This window comes from Syntrophales bacterium, from assembly GCA_030018935.1.
Taxonomy (GTDB): Bacteria; Desulfobacterota; Syntrophia; order Syntrophales; family CG2-30-49-12; genus CG2-30-49-12.
In genome coordinates this window covers 1-19,788 of the sequence record JASEGZ010000040.1, presented here as the reverse complement: position 1 = coordinate 19,788, position 19,788 = coordinate 1, and the positions used below count along the sequence as shown (strand labels likewise).

At 47.3% G+C, this 19,788-nt stretch carries 22 protein-coding genes; 12 read left to right on the top strand and 10 right to left on the bottom strand.

Going from position 1 to position 19,788, the window contains the following annotated elements:
• Positions 1–457, bottom strand: a 457-nt coding sequence (locus tag QMD03_07940) for a hypothetical protein (protein ID MDI6777150.1), incomplete at its 3' end; no start/stop codon positions are given.
• Positions 458–569: 112 nt separating this feature from the next.
• On the opposite strand from QMD03_07940, the gene QMD03_07935 reads away from it, so the two are divergent.
• Complete coding sequence (locus tag QMD03_07935) at positions 570–881, top strand: hypothetical protein (GenBank protein ID MDI6777149.1); 312 nt, start codon at positions 570–572, stop codon at positions 879–881.
• On the opposite strand, the gene rpmB is transcribed toward QMD03_07935, so the two are convergent.
• The 5 genes from rpmB to purM all read right to left on the bottom strand — a co-directional run bounded on the left by rpmB (position 876) and on the right by purM (position 4,646).
• Complete coding sequence (gene rpmB, locus QMD03_07930; protein ID MDI6777148.1) at positions 876–1,073, bottom strand: 50S ribosomal protein L28; 198 nt, start codon at positions 1,071–1,073, stop codon at positions 876–878. The genes QMD03_07935 and rpmB overlap by 6 nt on opposite strands.
• Positions 1,074–1,139: 66 nt before the next feature.
• Positions 1,140–2,459 carry an ATP-dependent 6-phosphofructokinase gene (locus tag QMD03_07925; protein MDI6777147.1) on the bottom strand — a complete coding sequence of 440 codons (1,320 nt, stop codon included), beginning with the start codon at positions 2,457–2,459 and terminating at the stop codon, positions 1,140–1,142.
• A gap of 13 nt (positions 2,460–2,472) precedes the next feature.
• Entirely contained in the window at positions 2,473–2,913 is a 441-nt protein-coding gene (locus QMD03_07920; protein ID MDI6777146.1) for a DUF523 domain-containing protein, read from the bottom strand.
• Between the two features lie 2 nt (positions 2,914–2,915).
• Entirely contained in the window at positions 2,916–3,581 is a 666-nt protein-coding gene (purN, locus tag QMD03_07915; GenBank protein ID MDI6777145.1) for a phosphoribosylglycinamide formyltransferase, read from the bottom strand.
• Between the two features lie 21 nt (positions 3,582–3,602).
• Entirely contained in the window at positions 3,603–4,646 is a 1,044-nt protein-coding gene (purM, locus tag QMD03_07910) for a phosphoribosylformylglycinamidine cyclo-ligase (protein ID MDI6777144.1), read from the bottom strand.
• A gap of 251 nt (positions 4,647–4,897) precedes the next feature.
• On the opposite strand from purM, the gene QMD03_07905 reads away from it, so the two are divergent.
• The 5 genes from QMD03_07905 (at position 4,898) to QMD03_07885 (ending at position 9,838) form a co-directional block, all read left to right on the top strand.
• Positions 4,898–6,211: a homoserine dehydrogenase gene (locus QMD03_07905; protein ID MDI6777143.1), complete on the top strand. Its 1,314-nt coding sequence runs from the start codon at positions 4,898–4,900 to the stop codon at positions 6,209–6,211.
• A 115-nt stretch (positions 6,212–6,326) separates the two neighbouring features.
• Positions 6,327–7,556, top strand: a complete 1,230-nt coding sequence (locus tag QMD03_07900) for a cofactor-independent phosphoglycerate mutase (protein ID MDI6777142.1) — start codon at positions 6,327–6,329, stop codon at positions 7,554–7,556.
• Positions 7,537–7,935 (top strand): thioesterase family protein, encoded by a 399-nt coding sequence (locus tag QMD03_07895; protein ID MDI6777141.1) that lies wholly within the window; start codon positions 7,537–7,539, stop codon positions 7,933–7,935. Before QMD03_07900 ends, QMD03_07895 begins: the two co-directional genes overlap by 20 nt.
• A 116-nt stretch (positions 7,936–8,051) precedes the next feature.
• A complete protein-coding gene (locus QMD03_07890; GenBank protein MDI6777140.1) occupies positions 8,052–8,726 on the top strand; it encodes a tetratricopeptide repeat protein in 675 nt (224 codons plus the stop codon).
• 107 nt (positions 8,727–8,833) lie between these two features.
• The gene (locus QMD03_07885) at positions 8,834–9,838 is read left to right on the top strand and encodes an adenylate/guanylate cyclase domain-containing protein (protein ID MDI6777139.1); all 1,005 of its coding nucleotides are present in this window, start codon (positions 8,834–8,836) and stop codon (positions 9,836–9,838) included.
• Between the two features lie 47 nt (positions 9,839–9,885).
• Here QMD03_07885 and proC read toward each other — a convergent pair whose 3' ends face one another.
• From proC to QMD03_07865, 4 genes are all read right to left on the bottom strand, one after another.
• Positions 9,886–10,704: a pyrroline-5-carboxylate reductase gene (proC, locus tag QMD03_07880; GenBank protein ID MDI6777138.1), complete on the bottom strand. Its 819-nt coding sequence runs from the start codon at positions 10,702–10,704 to the stop codon at positions 9,886–9,888.
• A 34-nt stretch (positions 10,705–10,738) separates the two neighbouring features.
• Positions 10,739–12,274 carry a DUF4301 family protein gene (locus tag QMD03_07875; GenBank protein ID MDI6777137.1) on the bottom strand — a complete coding sequence of 512 codons (1,536 nt, stop codon included), beginning with the start codon at positions 12,272–12,274 and terminating at the stop codon, positions 10,739–10,741.
• Positions 12,275–12,327: 53 nt separating this feature from the next.
• Positions 12,328–12,780 (bottom strand): NUDIX hydrolase, encoded by a 453-nt coding sequence (locus tag QMD03_07870; GenBank protein ID MDI6777136.1) that lies wholly within the window; start codon positions 12,778–12,780, stop codon positions 12,328–12,330.
• A gap of 153 nt (positions 12,781–12,933) precedes the next feature.
• Positions 12,934–14,781, bottom strand: a complete 1,848-nt coding sequence (locus QMD03_07865) for a phosphoenolpyruvate carboxykinase (GTP) (GenBank protein MDI6777135.1) — start codon at positions 14,779–14,781, stop codon at positions 12,934–12,936.
• 97 nt (positions 14,782–14,878) lie between these two features.
• Between QMD03_07865 and QMD03_07860 the strand changes: the two genes are divergently transcribed.
• From QMD03_07860 to QMD03_07835, 6 genes are all read left to right on the top strand, one after another.
• The gene (locus QMD03_07860; protein MDI6777134.1) at positions 14,879–15,292 is read left to right on the top strand and encodes a PTS sugar transporter subunit IIA; all 414 of its coding nucleotides are present in this window, start codon (positions 14,879–14,881) and stop codon (positions 15,290–15,292) included.
• A 22-nt stretch (positions 15,293–15,314) separates the two neighbouring features.
• Positions 15,315–15,776 (top strand): ribosomal protein S18-alanine N-acetyltransferase, encoded by a 462-nt coding sequence (gene rimI / locus QMD03_07855; GenBank protein MDI6777133.1) that lies wholly within the window; start codon positions 15,315–15,317, stop codon positions 15,774–15,776.
• Positions 15,769–16,590: a dihydroorotate dehydrogenase electron transfer subunit gene (locus QMD03_07850; protein MDI6777132.1), complete on the top strand. Its 822-nt coding sequence runs from the start codon at positions 15,769–15,771 to the stop codon at positions 16,588–16,590. Before rimI ends, QMD03_07850 begins: the two co-directional genes overlap by 8 nt.
• A 13-nt stretch (positions 16,591–16,603) precedes the next feature.
• Complete coding sequence (locus tag QMD03_07845; protein ID MDI6777131.1) at positions 16,604–17,554, top strand: dihydroorotate dehydrogenase; 951 nt, start codon at positions 16,604–16,606, stop codon at positions 17,552–17,554.
• Between the two features lie 177 nt (positions 17,555–17,731).
• Positions 17,732–18,469: a 3-oxoacyl-ACP reductase family protein gene (locus QMD03_07840; protein ID MDI6777130.1), complete on the top strand. Its 738-nt coding sequence runs from the start codon at positions 17,732–17,734 to the stop codon at positions 18,467–18,469.
• A 211-nt stretch (positions 18,470–18,680) separates the two neighbouring features.
• Positions 18,681–19,619 (top strand): phage integrase N-terminal SAM-like domain-containing protein, encoded by a 939-nt coding sequence (locus QMD03_07835; GenBank protein ID MDI6777129.1) that lies wholly within the window; start codon positions 18,681–18,683, stop codon positions 19,617–19,619.
• The last annotated feature ends 169 nt before the right edge of the window (positions 19,620–19,788 follow it).

The window sequence follows — 19,788 nt, the reverse complement described above, 5'->3', positions numbered from 1 at the left end:
TCGGCTTCCAGCCGACGTCAAAGCTACCGGCTTTAGCCGGTATGTGGTTTACTTTATCAATAGCGTTCTTGTTAAGGCCGTATCCCTCCTTGATCCTGTCAGGGATGTAATAGCCCACCGTATGGATAATTTCCTTAAGGAATTTCAAAAGGACAACAACAGAGGTAATACCATCTGCATCATAGTCGCCATAGATAACGATTTTTTCTTTGTTGTAGATAGCCTTGATTAGCCTGCGTACACCCTTTTGCATATCTTTCATGAGGAAGGGATTGTGCAAGTCGGAAAGGGAAGGGGAAAGATATTTTCTTGCCTCATCGGCATTCGAGATCTCGCGATTTGTCAATATCCTGGATATAATCGGACTTATACCCAGTTCCCTGATCAGCAACTCCTGAACACATCTGTTATCTTCGGATAATCTCCATTGCGTTGTGGGTAAACTTTTTGCGTTCATGATTTATCTGCATTTATCTGCTGTTTTGTAGGGTATGCTTCTTATATTATCAAGATAGTTTTGATGTCAAGAAGAGAATTTCCCCCTGTTACTTGTCAAAGGAGGGTAAAAAATGCGATATAAGATCGACGAGTTTAGCGAAATACACGCCTGGCTTTTCGACATCAGTGAAGAGATCATTGCTGAGGCTGTTCGGCGGGGAAGGGATGCCTGTTCAATGGACAGGATGAGCCGTTTCATGGATGTCGAAGGACGGATTGCTCTATGTCTAGACAAATTCGGCCTTGACCGCAATGATGATTTTAACCGGATGGGGATGAGAAATCTCATCCATTACGGGATGGCCTTAGTCAATGATTATGAAGACTTTCTGTATCCAGCAATAAGAGAAATTAGAAACTCTAATTTTGTTGAACCTCTATAACGCCTTCTTCACGAAACCAGAACGGAGACACCTGGTACACACCTTCACCCGTTTTACCGCTCCCGTTTTACTATCCACGCAGCGTAATTTCTGCAGATTGGGATACCAGATCTTTTTTGTTTTGTTGTTGGCATGGCTGACGTTATTACCAAAGAGAGGTTTTTTACCGCATACCTCACAGACTCTCGACATATTCAATACCTCTTTGAAATAATGAGCTGCTTCTTAGAATGTAATGGTAAATTTTGCAAGTATTTTTTAGTTTTTCAGGGAAACCGGCTGCCCTGTAGATTCAAGGACACGCATCCAGGTGTTACCCCCGGGATCCACCCTCTTACCTGAGGTAACCGCCTTGAGAGGAAGGTGGACATATTCGTCCTTCATCAACCCCACCAGCATGCCCGTTTCCCCGGCCATCCCTGCATGAACAGCGTACTGGCCAAGGGCACCACAGTAGATACTATCGCTGGCATTGGCAGGGACGCTGCGAATTGTATAACTCGGGTCTATATATTTGAGATTTATTTCCCTCCCTATTTTCTTGAAGTGGTCCTCTATTTTCGTTTTTAAAAATATACCAATGTCAAGAAGTTTAATATTGCCCGAGGTGTCAGTTTCCACGGGTTCATTTTTTTCCTGGCGAATAAGTTCCTGACCAGCTCCCTCGGCGACAAGGACCACACCATGATTTCTTTCCTGGAGACGTTTCTCCAGCGCCTTGAGAAGCCCTTTTTCTCCCTCCAGGTCGAAAGGCACCTCCGGGATCAGGACAAAGTTGACGTCACTCTGGGCCAAGGCGGAGTCGGCTGCAATGTGTCCTGATTGCCTTCCCATAATCTTGATCAGACCAATCCCCATCGGGGCGCCCTCTGCTTCCACATGGGCGCACCGGATAACCTTGACCACCTCAGAGATGGCCGTATCAAATCCGAAAGACTTCTGGATGAGATTCAGGTCATTGTCAATAGTTTTCGGGATCCCGATGATGGCAATGTTTAGATTTCTTTTCGTTATCTCTTCGGTGATGGCCTCGGCTGCTCTCATGGTTCCATCTCCGCCGATGCAAAAAAAGATATCAATATTCATGCGTTTCAGGGCATCTACCATCTCACCGACATCCTGTCTTCCCCGTGACGAGGAGAGTATACTTCCCCCCACGCCGAGTATGTCTTTGACAGTCTCCGGTGTAAGTTCACATATATTATGCCCGTATCGAGGGATTAATCCCTGGAATCCATACCTGATACCGACGATATTTTTCACCCCGTACCTGTGGTAGAGCTCCATGACCACGGCCCTTATGACATCATTGATGCCGGGGCATAGACCGCCACAGGTGGCGATGGCCGCCTTGGTCTTGGAGGGATCGAAAAATATCTTCTCCCTGGGGCCTGCCACCTCAACAGAACGGGAAAGTCCATCTGCAGCCTTTAAATCAATGCAATGTTCAAGGTAACTATTGAAGAGGATGCGCTTGCTGTCAGGGGTAAAATAACTGACAATAACCGGCGAGGGAATGGTCGCCTCCCCCAGGCTTTGAATATTAAAATCATATTCTTTACATTCTTCTTGATCCATTGATTCCTCCCCTTCAATCTTTTATGTCCTCTGACGAGATGACACGAATTCCTTCCCGTAGGAGAAGGGCCGTGGTGACACCCATTCCCTTCACAATGGCATCATCATGATGAATGAAACATACCCCACAGGAGGGACTCGTCTCTTTCATTATCGCTGTTTTAACCTTCATGAGTCTTACCATTTTCATAACCTCTTCCGCCCCCATTAAAAAATGCCGGGTGACATCCCTGTTGTTTGCATCACGCACCTTTGCCCGGTCATCGAGGACATCGCCCCCATGGCCGCCCGTAATCTGTGCCGGGGGGCGGGGTGTGGGTAAACCCCCTAATTGTTCGGGACAGAGGGGAAGGAAAATACCCCCCGAAATCATGGCCAGCATTCTCTCATCTGGACAGCCTTTTCCGTCATACCTGCATTTTATTCCGAGAAGACATGCACTGACGATAGTCATGGTTAAAACCCCGCGAGGGGCGGGTTATGCAGCGCTGATTCGGGAATGCGCTCACTGTCCCTGATACGGACCTTCCGACCGGTTACTTCAATCCTTCCCTCGGCATAGAATTGAATGGCCCGGGGATAGATCCTGTGTTCTTCCTTCAGTATTCTTGCGGCAAGGCTTTCCTCCGTGTCATCATCATAAACAGGCACAACACTCTGAATAATGATGGGCCCTGTATCAATCCCTTCGTCTACAAAATGAACCGTGCATCCGGAAAATTTTACGCCATACTCTACGGCCCTTTGCTGGGCATGAATCCCCGGAAAAGCGGGGAGAAGCGCCGGATGAATATTCATAATCTTCATGGGAAACGCATTCAAGAACGCAGGGGTGATTACTCTCATGAATCCGGCCAGAACCACGAGTTCCACCGCATAGTCCTTCAGGACTTCAATCACTCTCCGGTCAAAATCTTCTCTATCTCTAAAATCGTTATGACTGATGACAACAGTGGGAATTCCGTGTTTTTTTGACCTTTCGAGGGCATAGGCGTCAGGGTTGTTACTGATGACAACCCTGATATTTACATCCAGAAGACCTTTCTCCCTATGATCAATGATTGACTGGAGGTTGGAGCCACTTCCAGAAACGAGAACACCTATGTTTAATCTTTTTTCCATACTATTCATTCAAGGCATGCCTTAGGAAAAGGATACCGCTGGCTGATCGTTTTCTCTTTTCTCTATGACAGCAATGGAATAGGCCCGTTCGCCTAAATTCCCGAGACGTTCCAGCACTTCTGACGCTTCTTTCTCCGGCACAACAATCATCATGCCTATACCCATATTAAAAACCCTTAACATTTCCGTATCATCAATATTCCCCTTTGTCTGGATGATCTTGAAGATAGGGGGTATCTCCCAACTGTCTTTTGCAATCACGGCACGGCATGGACCTGGTATGATACGAGGGATGTTATCTATAAATCCACCACCGGTAATATGCACGATACCTTTGATGGTAAAGTTCTTGATCAGGTTTAATAGCGGTTTTACATAGATTTTGGTGGGGCGCAGGAGTTCCAGACCGAGGGGCTGATCAAGACCGTCAATTCTGTCGTCCACGCTGAACTTCCCCTCTTCGAATAATACCCTTCTGGCGAGGGAAAAGCCATTACTGTGAATGCCGCTGGAGGCGATACCAATGATCCTGTCGCCGACACGGATTTCCGAACCATCAATGAGTTTTTCTGCCTCTACGGCACCAACACAGAATCCCACGAGATCATATTCACCATGCTCATAAAATCCCGGCATTTCAGCAGTTTCACCACCGATAAGGGCACATCCCGCTTCCTCACATCCCCTGACAATGCCTTCTATGATTTGAATGCCTCTTTCCATGCAGAACTTTCCTGTGGCGATATAGTCGAGGAAGAAGAGGGGCTCCGCCCCCTGAACGATGACATCATTTACCGACATGGCAACGAGGTCTATACCAACAGTATCGTGTTTGTTTATCATCTGGGCAATCTTGAGTTTTGTCCCCACACCGTCCGTGGAGGAAACCAGTATGGGGTTTTTGATTTTTTCTACGTTAAGGTGAAACAACCCTCCAAAACCACCGATGGTGTTCATGACCTCTTTACGATGTGTCTTTTTTAAAAGAGGCTTGATACGTTCAAGAAACTGATTGGCCCTGTCAATGTCAACACCAGCATTTTTGTATGAAGCTTTTTTTTGCATATTATTACCTACCTTCTGACTCCTGAATTCTGGTTCCTGGTTCCTGAGTAGTCGTATTTTTATAATGTAATTTATCTTAAAAGTCAATTCATAACTTGCGAAAACCGAGAATATCTGCTAACTATTAAACTTTATTGGAACGGACAGGACGGCGTATCAGAAATTTGGTTCTGGTATAGGAGCAGGTCAGCTTACATTGATAGCGGCTACAGGTGTATCCAGATGGTGAAATAGACCAAAGGTATGGAACTATGAGGGAAATAAACATTGGTTTGATTGGCTTTGGGACCATTGGCACAGGGGTCGTAAAGCTGCTTCAAGAAAGCGGCGCTCTCCTCGAAAAACGGCTCGGAGCGAAACTGGTTCTAAAAAAGATAGCAGACCTCGACATCACAACACCCCGAGTCGTCTCTGTCGTCAAGCATCTGCTTACCACGGATGCAGAGGAGATTTTAAGAGACCCTGAGATAGCAATTGTTGTAGAACTTATAGGGGGATATGAACCGGCTCGTTCATTCATACTTGATGCCATAGGCAACAAAAAACATGTGGTAACGGCGAACAAGGCCCTTCTCGCCACATATGGGGATGAGATCTTCCGTGCTGTTGGCAAAGAAGGAGTAAATATCGGTTTTGAAGCCAGTGTCGGCGGCGCCATACCGATCATCAAGACATTAAAGGAAAGCCTGGCAGCAAACAGGATTAAGTCTATTCTGGGAATCATGAACGGTACCTCAAATTACATCCTTTCCCAAATGACGGACGAGGGAAAGGCTTTTGACGTTGTTCTTAGAGAGGCCCAGGCACTTGGATTTGCCGAGGCAGATCCATCGTTTGACATCGAAGGAATAGATACGGCTCATAAATTAGTCATTATATTGACCCTTGCCTACGGTAAGAGAGTCAATATTGATGACCTTTACAGGGAGGGTATCTCAGGAATCGGTCAGCAGGACATCGAATTTGCAAAGGAGCTCGGATATCGTATCAAATTGCTGGCCATCGCGATACACAGAGAAAATGTCGTTGAGGCGAGGATACACCCTACAATGATTCCCTTTGATCATCTACTGGCAAACGTGAATGGGAATTTCAACGCCTTTCATGTTATCGGTGATGCGGCGGATTCGATCTTTTTATACGGTCAGGGATCAGGTATGATGCCTACCGCAAGTGCCGTAGTCGGTGACCTGGTGGATATTACGAGAGATATGTTAAAAGGTGTCTCAGGGAGAATTCCCGCCCGTTCCTTTCCTGAAGATATGATTGATGACATCAGGTTGATGCCTGTTGATGATATCGTCACCAATTATTACTTCAGGTTTTCTGCCGTTGACCGTCCGGGTGTCCTTTCGAGAATATCGGGGATCCTGGGTAAAAATAATATCAGTATTGCCGCCGTTATTCAGAAGGGCAGAAAGCAGTGTGGCGCTGTGCCTATTGTGATGACCACCCATAAATCGAGGGAGAGGGATGTTCAGGAAGCCCTGAAAGAAATTGATCGGCTTGATATTGTCCCGGGGAAAACGATATTGATCAGGATAGAGGATGAAAAACTTTCGTAACAATTAGCCAAGTCATAAGTCATAAGTCATAAGTCATAAGTCATAAGTCATAAAACTTGAAACTTGAAACTTATAATTGCTAATTTTGCATTTTGCATTGAAATGGGACTTTTCCATGAAATACGTGATCCTGCTCGGCGATGGCATGGCCGATTATCCGCTAAAAGAACTGAATGGTAAAACACCCCTTGAATTTGCCCGTACCCCTTGCATGGACCGTATAGCGTCAGAAGGGACTCTGGGGCTGGTCAATACCATACCGTCCGGATTTTCACCGGGGAGTGATATAGCAAACCTCAGTGTCCTCGGTTACGATCCCCGAAAGTGCTATTCTGGACGGGGGCCACTGGAAGCGGCCAGTATGGGGGTGCAACTCGGTCCTGATGATGTGGCCTTTCGGTGTAATCTGGTAACCATCGGGACAGGAGAGGCGCCCGTGATGGAAGACTTTACCTCCGGGCATATAACATCTCCCGAGGCAAGACAGATCATTGATGACCTTCATCGGGAGCTTGGAACCGCTGAGTTTCAGTTCTATCCAGGTGTTGGCTACAGGCATCTCCTTGTATGGAGACACGGCAAGGAATTCCTTAAGACAACCCCTCCCCATGATATTACCGGCAGGTTGCTCAATGACTATCTACCACAGGGGGATGGCGCTCTTGAGATAAATAACCTCATGCAACGTTCCCGGGAGATACTCCTTGACCATCCGGTAAACAGAGTGCGTCTTTCGGAGGGGAAGAAACCGGTCCATTCCATCTGGCTCTGGGGGCAGGGAAGGGTGCCCCGGATTGTTCAGCTCACGAAAAAATACCATTTAACAGGTGGAATAATATCGGCTGTTGATCTTTTAAAAGGTATTGGCGTGTTAGCGGGTCTTAAAGTCATCCATGTGGAGGGTGCAACCGGATATACCGATACCAACTATATAGGAAAGGCTGAGGCGGCCCTCGAAGCCTTAAGAGAACTTGATTTTGTTTTTGTCCATGTGGAAGCGCCGGATGAGATGGGCCACGAGGGGAATATAGAGGGAAAGATTCAGGCCATCGAAGATTTTGATGAAAAAGTTGTCGGTACCATCTTAAAAGGTTTGGGTTCTTTATGCCCTTTCAGGGTAATGGTCTTAAGTGATCATCTAACTCCCATCAGCCTGATGACGCACTCCCCGGAGCCGCCCCCCTTTGCCGTCCTGTCCTTTGACGATGGTGAAAATCGGAGGAATGCTCCGGCATTTGGGGAAACGTCAGCAAAAGATACGGGGATTCTGATCTCTCCCGGCTATCTCCTCATGGATGCCTTCATAAAAAACTGGAGGGAATTTATTGAAGAAAAATCCTGTTAAGATAAGGGTTACCTATGCTGATACCGATGCCATGGGTATCGTTTATCATACCAATTACATTAAATGGTTTGAAATCGGGCGTACAGAACTACTGAGAGAGATGGGCGTCGTTTATGCCGAGATGGAATCCCTGGGTTATAACCTGCCCGCGATAGAGGTCTGGTGCCACTATCTTTTGCCGGCCAGGTATGACCAGATTATTCTTGTGGAAACGGAGATCGTGCACGCGAGAAGGGCAAGCATTAAATTTAATTATCTCATCTGGGATGAAAAGAGAGAAAATACCCTTGTCGAAGGATACACGGTTCATGCATGTACGAACAGACAGGGGAAAATTGTGAGGATTCCTGGCTTTGTTATGGAAAAGATCAATCAGTAGGGTCAGGGGACAGAGGACAGAGGTCAGAGGATAGAGGACAGGGGGTCAGGGATCAGGGTCAGGGAGTAGGGATAGAGATTAAAGAGGACAAGAAAGTAGAGAGTGGGGAAAATTGTATGGCAGGAAAAGTCAGAAAAGTTACGAAAAAGGAGCTTAAACAACCGGACCTGTTTCAATCAGTGTTCCAGAAGGTGATGCATTACGCATCGGAAAACAAACCCAGGATCTATCTGATTTCAGGAATTCTTATCTTGATCTTTCTGATTTCAGGCGGGTGGTATATTTTCCGGCTAAATCATGAGAAAAACGCTGAGAAGATCTATGCCCGGGCCTATGATGCTCGGATGAAGGGCGACCTCACCCAGGCCATTCAATTTTATCGAGACGTCACATCAAAATACTCCGACACCCGAGCAGCCACGATTGCCTATTACCAGTTGGGTAACCTGTATTTCCGTATCCACGAAATTGACGCATCAATTAAGGCATATCAAGAATTCCTCAGGAGGGCGCCGGAGGACAATGATCTTTTAACCCTTGCCTATGTGGGATTGGGTTACTGTTATGAGTCGAGGAAAAACTTTAAGGATACCCTGGTGTCATTTGAAAAGGCGGTCAAAGCAGACCTGAGGGGCAGCTTTAAAGGCATCAACTATAGGAACATAGCCAGAACTTATGAGCAGATGAATAATCGGGGGAAGGCCCTCGAGTATTATCGAAAAACTCTTAACAAAAATAAGGATCCTTATATTGATCTATTAATAAAAAGGAAGATTTCGTCTTTGGATTAATTTCGAGAGAGAGTAGTAGTAAAAAATGAAGGACTTATCTCGGTAAGTAGTAAACAGGGCAAGGGTACAACGTTTACCATAGACCTCCCATGTAAAGTGAGGGTGACATGATAAGAATCTTAATTGTGGATGATGAAGAAGGTGTCAGGATATCTCTGAAAAAGGTCCTTCAAAAAGATAGTTATGAGGTTCTTTTAGCAGAAAATGGCATGGAAGCCATTGAAATCGTTCGAAAGTTGATCAATGAAATAGAAACGGTCATCTCAGATTTCAAGATGCCTGGTCTGGACGGTTTAGAGACACTAACAGAAATCGGTAAAATTAACCCCGAAATTATCAGGATTATCCTGACTGGCTATGCGACCCTCGACCGTGCTATAGAAAGCGTCAATTCAGACATTGACGGCTTCTTAACCAAACCTTTCGACAACAATGAAATCAGACTGAAGATTAAGGAATTTCACATCAAAAAGAGGTTGAAACAATTCGTGCCTGTTCAGGTTCTTAGCGAACTGCAGAAATTCAGCAAGAACCTGGATCCTCGAAACCAGAGAGTAACCATTCTCTTTACGGACATCCGCGGATTCTCTAAAATATCTGAATCTCTAACTCCTCACGAGTTATCAGAACTTTTGAACCTTAATTACTTCTACCCTCTCGATAACATTATTTTTGAACATAATGGCACACTCGATAAACACATCGGTGACAGCATTATGGGGATATTCGGGGCGCCGATCACCCAGAAAGATGATGCGCGCCGGGCTGTTGCCTGTGCAATTTCGATGCGGAAAAAAGTAGCCGAAATAAATAAGGAAATAAGTAAAAAAAACTTAAAAATTCCTGTAGGTTTCGGAATCAGTACGGGAGAAACGATGGTTGGAATTTTCGGATCCGCCATCAGGAAAGAGTATACGGCACTGGGGCAACCTGTGAATTTAGCGGCACGGCTGGAACGGATCGCCCAGGAAGATCAAATCCTCATCTGCAGTGAAACATACGAGGACATTAAGGATTTTTTTAAGGTCGAAAAGATAGATAACGTAAGTATCATAAGTATCAAAGATATGGAAGGAGAAAGGTCTATCTATAATGTTATTGATGCGCTTTAAAACGTTATCGATCCTGAAATGAGCACAGGCAAAATGCTTTTCCTTTGCTATTTACCGCTGCCCAATTCCCTGGCACGCACGGTCGCTGCTTCCACAGCCGCCATCAGAGTGGCCCTGAGCTTACCTTCCTCAAGGACCTTCAGTCCTGCAATGGTCGTACCTCCCGGTGAGGTAACCATGTCCCTCAATTCCGCAGGGTGTTTACCGCTTACAAGGCAAAGCCTGGCTGCACCCAGGATGGTCTGTGCCGACAACCTCAAGGCTACGTCTCTACTCAACCCCATACGGACGCCTGCATCTGAAAGCGCTTCAATAACGACAAATCCATAGGCAGGACCACTTCCACTGAGCCCGGTTACCGCATCCATGAGTTTCTCTTCAACAAAAACCGTTATTCCCACTGAGTTAAAGATGAGACGGGCCAAAGCAATGTCCTCTTCTGTGGCGCCCCTGCCGCAGGCAAGGGCGGTAACCCCTTCACCGATCATGGCCGGCATATTCGGCATGGCCCTGATAACCCGCGCTCCTTTCCTGAGATAACCCTCGATGAAACTCGTGGAAATACCAGCCGCAATAGAGATGATCACTCCAGGTCTCTCGCCAACACTGGACATCTCCTCCAGGACTTCTGCCATATTCTGTGGTTTTACCGCCAGAATAACCAGATCAGCGCCGCCTGCAACCTCTCTATTATCCTCTGTTACATGCACACCATAGAGTTCCTTGAGTTCCGCAAGCCTTTCCCTGACTACATCAGAGGCCATTACCGCGCCTGCATTTACCAGACCATGGGAGATGACGCTACCGATAAGGACGCCTCCCATCTTCCCGCCACCGATGAATCCTATCTTTTTCCCTTTTAACATGTTCCTCTCCTTTTGACAGCCCGGCGCCTGCCTGTCACGGCTGATGTTTCTCTCTCAGAAAATCATCGGCGGTCTTTACGGGATTAAATGTTTCCCCAGGAACCTCAACAAAGGCCGTATTCCAGAAGTGCATAGAACCATTCCACAAACCGGGAAGCTCCAGCGCCTTTGTCTCCTTTCCCTTTTCAGACTTCTGTGAAATGCCGACGGTTTCCTGATTGACAAACTGATGGAGATCGAATCTCCGTCCTCTGTAATCCCTCACCCCACACACAAGGTCAACGGGGTTAAAGTGGGTGGCCGCAGACCAGATGGCCCTCTGCGTTTGAGAATTTCTATCTATCTGAAATTTCTCTATAATCTGAAGTGCAAGGGTCCCATCCCTCTCATCCACCCAGAAGGGACCTCCCCCCGGTTCCCCTTCATTTTTAACCATGCCACACACGCGAAGGGGCCGGTTCAACCTTTCACAAATGAAGGCGCGTCTGTCTAAAAGAGATAAATCCTTAAAGCCCGCGGGAAATGTGATATTGAGTTTTTTGAGGCAAAAATCGTCTATCTCCTTCATCAGCTCTTCCGTAATCCTATTATCCTCAGACAGGAGGCGTAAATACCTAAATATCTCTTTCTGAAGGGTGATCAGGTATCCCCCGATGATCTTTTTATAAATGATGGTGGTTGGTTTTAATCTGTCGGGAACAACATTATCTATATTCTTTATAAAGATAATCGCTCCCCCGGCTTGATTTAAATTTTTTAGGAGGGCGCCGTGGCCGCCCGGTCGGAAAGCTAAGGAACCATTCTGATTCCGGAAGGGGCGGTTTTCCATATCCACCGCAATGGTATCGGTGGAGGGAAGCTGCGTGGAAAGCTCAAGATTAAACTTCACGTTATAACGCTTTTCATAACCCCCCTTGACCTGGAATAGATAATCCTCCACACCTTTTTTATGTTCCCTGGAGACGGTAAAATGGAGACGACAGACACGGTTGCCATCCCGGACATACAGGGCCGCCTCCACCAGATGCTCCTCGAGGGCAGTGCGATTGCCTCCCGGATAGGCATGGAATTTAAGGAGCGCCTTGGGGAGTTGCCCGTAGTCTAAACCCCTCGACGTGAGGATATATTCCAGGACACTGGCAAATCTCGCGCCTCTGATCAAGTCCTGTATGTTATCCCCTTTTTGGGAGACCGCCACACTCAAATCATCAAAGAAGGCAAATTTTTTGAGGTCCTGGGCAAATTTTGCACCCTCTTCCTCAGAATCAAAACCGCCCCTCTCAAGGACCCGATACCAGTCCCGAAACATGCGGCTGGCCGCTCCGGAAGCGGGCACAAATTTCAGGAATCGTCCATCAGCGGCCGCCTCATCGTAGGATGTGAGGAGGGCATTTCGCTCCTCTTCAGAGCCTGTAATATCAACGATGCCGTCATTGATAATACATGGCCTATTCAACCTGATCGGGGGAACACCCCTTTTTAAAAGGTCAATCTGTTCTAAAACCCGCTCTACCGTCAGGCCTGTTGCCTCGATCTGCCTTATATCGGCTCGGGTAAAATAATTTTCCACGGCTTATTATTTCTTTTTGACCCTTTTTCTGTAGTAAATACAAGCACTTGACATTATACTTGCGGGGTAGTATTAAAATAATCTGCTAATATCTGTTCATGGTCGAACATAAGTGGAGAGGGGAGATTTTCCTTTGTGAAGATGCCGATTTCCGCGGCATCATCGGCGGCAACAGGTGTGCCGCTTGCCCTAACAATAAAGACGGTGGTAATCGTATGATGGCGTGGATCTCTGTCTGGTCTTGAGTATGTGTGCAGTTGTTTCCGGAGAACGACATCCAGACCTGTCTCCTCTTTAGATTCCCTGATGGCTGCATCTTCAAGGGACTCTCCATAGTCAACAAAACCTCCGGGGATAGCCCATCCGCAGGGGGGATTTTTTCGTCTCACAAGAACGATTCCCCCCTCATCCAGCTCGATGATAACATCCACGGTGGGAAGCGGGTTTTGGTAGCATTCTACTTCTCCACCACAGAGGGGACAGCGTTTTTTGACTTTCACCGTCATACTGTTATCCTGTAAGCGTTCAGCAGTCAGCCATCAGCAAGATAAAAAAAGTAATGAATTATCCATCATAAAACATTGCTTTAACAATGAGAGGGGGTCTTGTCTAAGCCTGTGTTTTTACTGAAAGCTGACGGCTGAAAGCTGAACGCTATTCTACTGTTTCGCTAATCTTTTTTCCAGTGCACCCAATTCGTCCCGGAGGGCAGAGGGGAGTTTGTCGCCGAATTTCCTGTAGTATCTCCTGATGCTGGCCACTTCTTTCAGCCACCCCTCGGTATCTACCCGGAGAAGTTCTGCCATATCTTCAGCCGAAATATCAAGTCCGGAAGTATCAATAGCATCCGCCGCAGGCAGATAACCGATGGGGGTTTCCACAGCCTTACCCTTGCCCTCCGTCTGTGCGAATATCCATTTCAACACCCGGCTGTTTTCACCATAACCCGGCCACAGCCATTTGCCATCGGGTGTTTTACGAAACCAGTTCACATAGAAGATCTCTGGAAGCTTGCTTTCTTCGGTCTTCTTTCCCATGGCAAGCCAGTGGGCAAAGTAATCACCCATATGGTAGCCACAGAAGGGAAGCATGGAAAAGGGATCCCTCCGCAATTGACCTACCTTTCCCGTTGCGGCTGCCGTCGTTTCGGAACTGACGATGGAACCGAGGAACGTTCCATGCTGCCAGTTAAAGGCCTGATGCACCAGGGGGACGACGTTTGTACGACGGCCACCGAAGAGGATCGCCGAGATGGGAACACCCCTCGGGTCTTCCCAGGAAGCATCAATTATCGGGCATTGAGCTGCCGGCGCCGTGAAACGCGCATTCGGATGTGCAGCCAACCGGCCACACCCTGGATACCATGCCTCGCCTTTCCAGTCAACAAGCTTTTCCGGTTCTTCATCCGTCATCTGTTCCCACCAGACATCACCATCTAGAGTGAGGGCAACATTGGTGAAAATTGTGTTTTTGGTTATGGTAAGCATGGCATTCGGGTTGGAATCCGTGGATGTCCCCGGCGCAACCCCGAAAAAGCCGTATTCCGGATTGATGGCGTACAGCCTCCCATCCCGGCCAAATTTCATCCAGGCGATATCATCCCCCACGCACTCCACCTTCCAGCCGGGAATCGTGGGCGCAAGCATGGCAAGGTTGGTCTTCCCACAGGCGCTGGGAAAGGCTCCCGTGAAATACTTTTTTATCCCCTCGGGAGAGGTAATTCCCAGTATCAGCATATGTTCGGCCAGCCAATCCTCCTCATGCGCCATGGAAGAGGCGATACGAAGGGCGAAACATTTCTTGCTGAGAAGGGCATTGCCACCGTAACCGCTTCCGTATGACCAGATTGTCCGTTCCTCGGGAAAATGAACAATGTACGTGTTCCCGGGGTTACATGGCCAGGCGACATCTTTCTCGCCCTTCTTTCGGGGCATGCCGACCGAGTGGAGACAAGAAACGAAATCACCGCCTGGACCAAGGATATCCAGGACGGCTTGTCCCATGCGGGTCATAATTCTCATGTTGCACACTACATAAGGTGAGTCGGTTAGTTCCACGCCGATATGAGCGATATCAGAGTCCAGGGGGCCCATACTGAAAGGGATGACGTACATGGTTCTCCCCCTCATGGAACCGTTAAACAGGTCTGTAAGTACCTTCCTCATCTGATGGGGGTCGCGCCAGTTATTTGTAGGCCCGGCGTCTTCTCTTTTTCCTGAGCAGATAAAAGTTTTGTCTTCCACACGTGCCACATCGTCTGGATTTGACCTGGAAAGGTAACTGCCCGGCATCTTCTTTTCGTTCAGTTTGAGAAAAGTGCCTGATTTCACCATGAGTTCGCACAAATTGTCGTATTCTTTCTGTGACCCGTCGCACCAGTGGATATTAGCCGGTTTGCACATTTCGGCCATCTTCTGCACCCACTTATTCAGTTTTTGATTCGAGCTCACGTATTTCTCCTTTCTGAAGACACGGGAAATATAGAGATAGAGATGTTTATGTGTCAAGGGGAAAAGTACGAATCCTGGTGATGAAACCTTGACAATGGGTCCACAATCAATTATTAGCATAGCAAATGGTACTTCTATGGAGGGGGTGTAAAATATGATAGGTGTGCTGATTACAACTCATGGGAACTTAGGAAACGAGTTGATACGAGCTACTGAGTTGATCGAAGGCAGCTTAAAGGGCGTGCATCATGTCTCGGTAGATCAGACGAAGACTGTAGAGGAATTAAAGAAGGAAATCAGTACAGCGATAAAGAAGCTGGACCAGGGTCAGGGTGTTTTGATTCTCACGGATCTTTTCGGAGGTACCCCTTCCAATATTTCTCTCTCTTTCCTGAAAGAGGGAAAGGTGGAGGTAGTCACTGGTGTCAATCTTCCCATGCTGCTTAAGCTTCCCAATATGAGAAAAAAAGGAATGAACCTGAAGGATTTTGCCTGTTATATAAAGGAATACGGCAGGAAAAATATATACCTGGCCAGTGAGATATTAAATAAAAAAGTTGATAAGTAAGGCGATCATTGAGATCACATACATGACGGTAGATGATCTGGAGGATGTTTTATCCATTGAACGGGCTTCTTTTCCCACACCCTGGTCAGAGGACATGTTTGTGCAGGAGCTGTATTCGACGATGTCCAATAATCTGGTAGCGAAAATACAGGGAGAGCGGGGAAAGGAAATTGCCGGTTACATGAATTTCTGGGTCGTTGCCGGGGAAGTTCATCTTCATAACATTGCGGTAAAGGAAAATCTAAGAAGAACAGGAGTTGCGGGAAGGCTGGTGAGAGAGATGATCAGACTTTCCTGCGCCAAAGGGGCTAAGTGGGTTACCCTTGAGGTACGCCGCTCGAATGAAAGCGCCAGGAAATTATACGAAAAATTCGGTTTTGTGGTCAAGGGAATAAGACCACTCTATTATTCTGCTCCCCAGGAAGATGCCCTGATCATGTGGGCATGCCTGAAAGAATGTCTGAAGAAGATCCATCATGAGTGATGTCATGTCCATGGTGGTCGGGGAAATCGTCCTGAATCGGGAATTGGTCCCCCGGCATTTTTTAATGCGTGTAAAACTACCGGCATCATTGGCGATACCTCTACCCGGTCAGTTTGTCATGGTAAGGATAAGGGGCAGGATAGAACCCCTTCTGGGAAGACCCCTTAGTATCTATGCCTTTGAACGGGATAAAACTGCCCTGGTGATTGAGTTACTTTACAGAACCATGGGTAAAGGGACGTTTGCGCTGTCCCGTCTGAAACCGGGGGAAGATCTCGAAATTTTGGGTCCCCTGGGTCATGGATTTGATATTTTTCCGGAAATAAAAAAAATTGTCCTCCTTGCAGGAGGGATCGGTGTTGTCCCCCTATCGTTCTTAGCTTCTCATTACAGGAAACTCCCGACAAATGATCATCGGATAATTGCTTATCTGGGAGCAAAGAGCGCCGATCATATTGTGGGAATGGACAGGCTGAAAGAGACCTGTACAGAGATTAAAATCAGTACTGATGACGGCAGCAGTGGTTATCGTGGTTTCGTTACGGAACTCTTAGCGGAGGACATCGAATCGTATCTGCATGGTGATTCCGTTATCTATGCCTGTGGTCCTCGCGCCATGATGAAACGGTTGGCTGAACTTCTGAAAGATCAAGATATTTCCTGCCAGGTATCGGTGGAGGAGCGCATGGCCTGTGGGGTGGGGGCCTGTCTCGGCTGTGCCATCCACGTAAAAGCAGGGGGAGATAAAACACAGTACAGGTGTGCATGTCAGGACGGCCCCGTTTTCGATATACGCGATATCGTCTGGAACTGACCCGGTGTCTCTCGTGAAAAACAAGAAGGAGCAAATAAATAATTCTGAACCGTCAATGGCGGTTGACATAGGTGGCCTGATCCTCAAGAACCCCCTGATGACGGCATCGGGAACTTTTGGTTACGGGAAGGAGTATGCGCCGTATATAGATATTAACCGGTTAGGCGCCTTGATTGTCAAGGGGTTATCCCTGGAAGCGAGGAAAGGAAACCCGCCGCCACGAATTATGGAGACCCCTTGCGGGATGCTCAACGCCATCGGGATGGAGAATGTGGGTGTAAGGGCTTTCATTGATGAAAAACTCCCCTTTCTGCGGTCCTTCGATGTGGCTGTCATCGCCAATATCTTTGGCGAAACCATTAATGAATATAAAAAAATTGCTGCAATATTGAGCACGGTGGAAGGGATCCATGGTCTGGAGATCAATATCTCCTGTCCCAACGTCAAGAGGGGGGGCATTGCCTTTGGCGCTCATCCCGATACGGCTTATGAAGTAACTGGTGCGGTAAAATCTTTCACAGACCTTCCCGTCATTGTCAAGCTGACACCCAATGTAGGTGATATTGCCGAAATTGCCGAAAGTGTTGAGGCAGCAGGGGCCGATGCTATCTCCCTGATCAATACCTTAACCGGGATGTCTGTTGATATTGAACAGAGGGCGCCCCATCTCAAAAACATCACCGGTGGACTGTCCGGTCCGGCCATAAAACCGATTGCCCTGAGGATGGTCTGGGAAGTTGTCAACAGGGTGTCTATCCCCGTCATCGGGGTGGGGGGCATTATAGATGCGAACGATGCCCTTGAGTTCCTGATTGTGGGGGCCAGGGCCGTGCAAATCGGCACGGCAAATTTCATCAATCCTCGTGCCACACTGGATATCCTTGAAGGTATTGACAATTATCTGAAGAGACATCACATGAAAGACATTAACGATCTGATCGGGACGCTCAAGGATGGCAGGTAAACGTTGGGGTTCCGTTCTTTCATCTTAGAAGGTAGATGTCCAATTTGTAATTTCAAAACGGGGGAGAAAGTGTATGAAACATTCATGTCTCAAAGAGACACAAAGGACAATGAAAATCCCCCCCCCTTTGTAAAAGGGGGGGGGATTTTTGGAAAAGGGGGCTGAGGAGATTTTCAGATGAAATTAAAGGGCAAAGTTGCGGTAATTACCGGTTCTAGTCGTGGTATGGGAAGATTGGTGGCATTGGAAATGGCGAAAGAGGGAGCGAAGGTGGTGATCAATGGCACAACTCCTGAACCTGTTGATGAGGTTGTAAGGGAGATTCAGGCATCCGGTGGACAGGCGGTGGCTAGCTACGATTCCGTCGTCACTATGGAGGGGGGACAGAGGATAATCCGGACAGCCATTGATAATTTTGGAAGGATAGATGTGCTGGTAAACAACGCCGCGATTACAAGGGATAGATCTCTCGTTAAGATGACCGAAGAGGATTGGGACTCCGTAATATCTGTAGATTTGAAAGGGGTCTTTACATGTACCAAGGCAGCCATAGGGTATATGATTGAACAGAGGTATGGAAGAATAATAAATGTGGCCTCTGCCTCAGGAAGGTCGGGGAATATAGGGCAGGCAAACTACAGCGCCGCTAAAGCAGGTGTGATTGCCTTCACCAAGACTTGTGCGAAAGAATTAGGAAGATATAATATAACCGTCAATGTTGTCTCTCCCTCCCATAAAACCAGGATGTACGACAATATCCCTGATGAGGTCTTCAAGAAGATAGTTGCCTCCCGAGCATTGGGAAGGATGTCGGAACCGAGGGAAATCCCGCCGATGTTTATCTTTATCGCCTCCGATGATGCCAGTTACATTACGGGACAGATCATTGGTGTGGATGGCGGGCTTTTCTTATAGTGCCATGTAACATCTACAGATTCGGATAACAATTAATATACGTAATACCTTACTATTCGCCTGACGATCATTTCTTTTTGAAGGATGCCAGAAATTTAGACTGATTTATGCGAAAAGTCAAAGAATTTTCTTTATAATGTACCGATAATATGTTTATTATCAGTTATTAAGTAATCAGTATAACATTGATCCTTTGACAGGGAGCTGCTTTGTGAAAGAAATTTTACCCGATTTCCAAAAATTTCTCGTTGAGCGTAAGCTGGCGCCGGAAGGGCAAGTTTCTTTTTATACCCTGTGGGCGAGCAGATTCCTCTCCTTTTCCAACAGGCATCAGGATAAAGCTATAGAGCTTAGAAAAAGGCTTTTTCTTGATTCCTTGACAAAAGAGCAAAAACTACAGAACTGGCAGGTGAATCAGGCGGATAACGCCGTCGGACTTTATTTGAATCATTTTCTGTCCGGTGACACATCATCATTATCACCAAATGCAGAATCCGTTTCTCAGAACAGATTCCCGGATTATCAGGGAACGCGGCAGAAACTCCGGGAGGCGATAAGAATCAAGCATTATGCCTACAGTACTGAACGGACCTACCTGGAGTGGTTCCACAGGTTTTATACTTATGTTACCGCTACAAAAGGCAAGGATTGGCAAAAGAGTGGCGCTGATGAGACGGATGTAAGGGATTTCCTGAGCCATCTTGCCATAAGGCAAAGAGTATCATCATCCACTCAGAACCAGGCATTCAATGCCCTGCTGTTTCTCTTCCGGGAAGTGCTGAAAATTAGTCTTCAGGATCTCAGCAAAACAGTGCGCGCCAAAAGGGGTCCCAAAATGCCTGTGGTGCTGACGCAGGATGAAGTCAAAGGACTGCTTAACAGGTTAGGGGGCAAGTATCTGCTCATAATTCAACTGCTGTACGGTACGGGCATGAGGTTGATGGAATGTGTTCGCCTGCGGGTCAAGGATATTGACTTTGCTGTTCGGCAGATCACCGTGCGGGATGGGAAGGGACAGAAGGACCGTGTGACCATGCTTGCGGAGCGGTTTAGCTCGCCGTTGCAGGAACATCTCAAGAGAGTCAAGGCGCAGCACTTTGACGGCAGGATTCAGAAGCGGGCTGATGGGCGGCGCGAATCGGAGGAATGACCTGATGGCCAGGTCGGTACTGGCGGGTGTTGCAGGAGGAAAGAGGGTGAGCGTCTAAATATTTTCGCAGGCTTCGCTCGCGAAAATACGGCGGGAATGTATTGTTTTCATTATTCAATTTCCCATGTGGCGCCGGAGGGGGTATCTTTGAGGCTCACCCTTTTTTCTG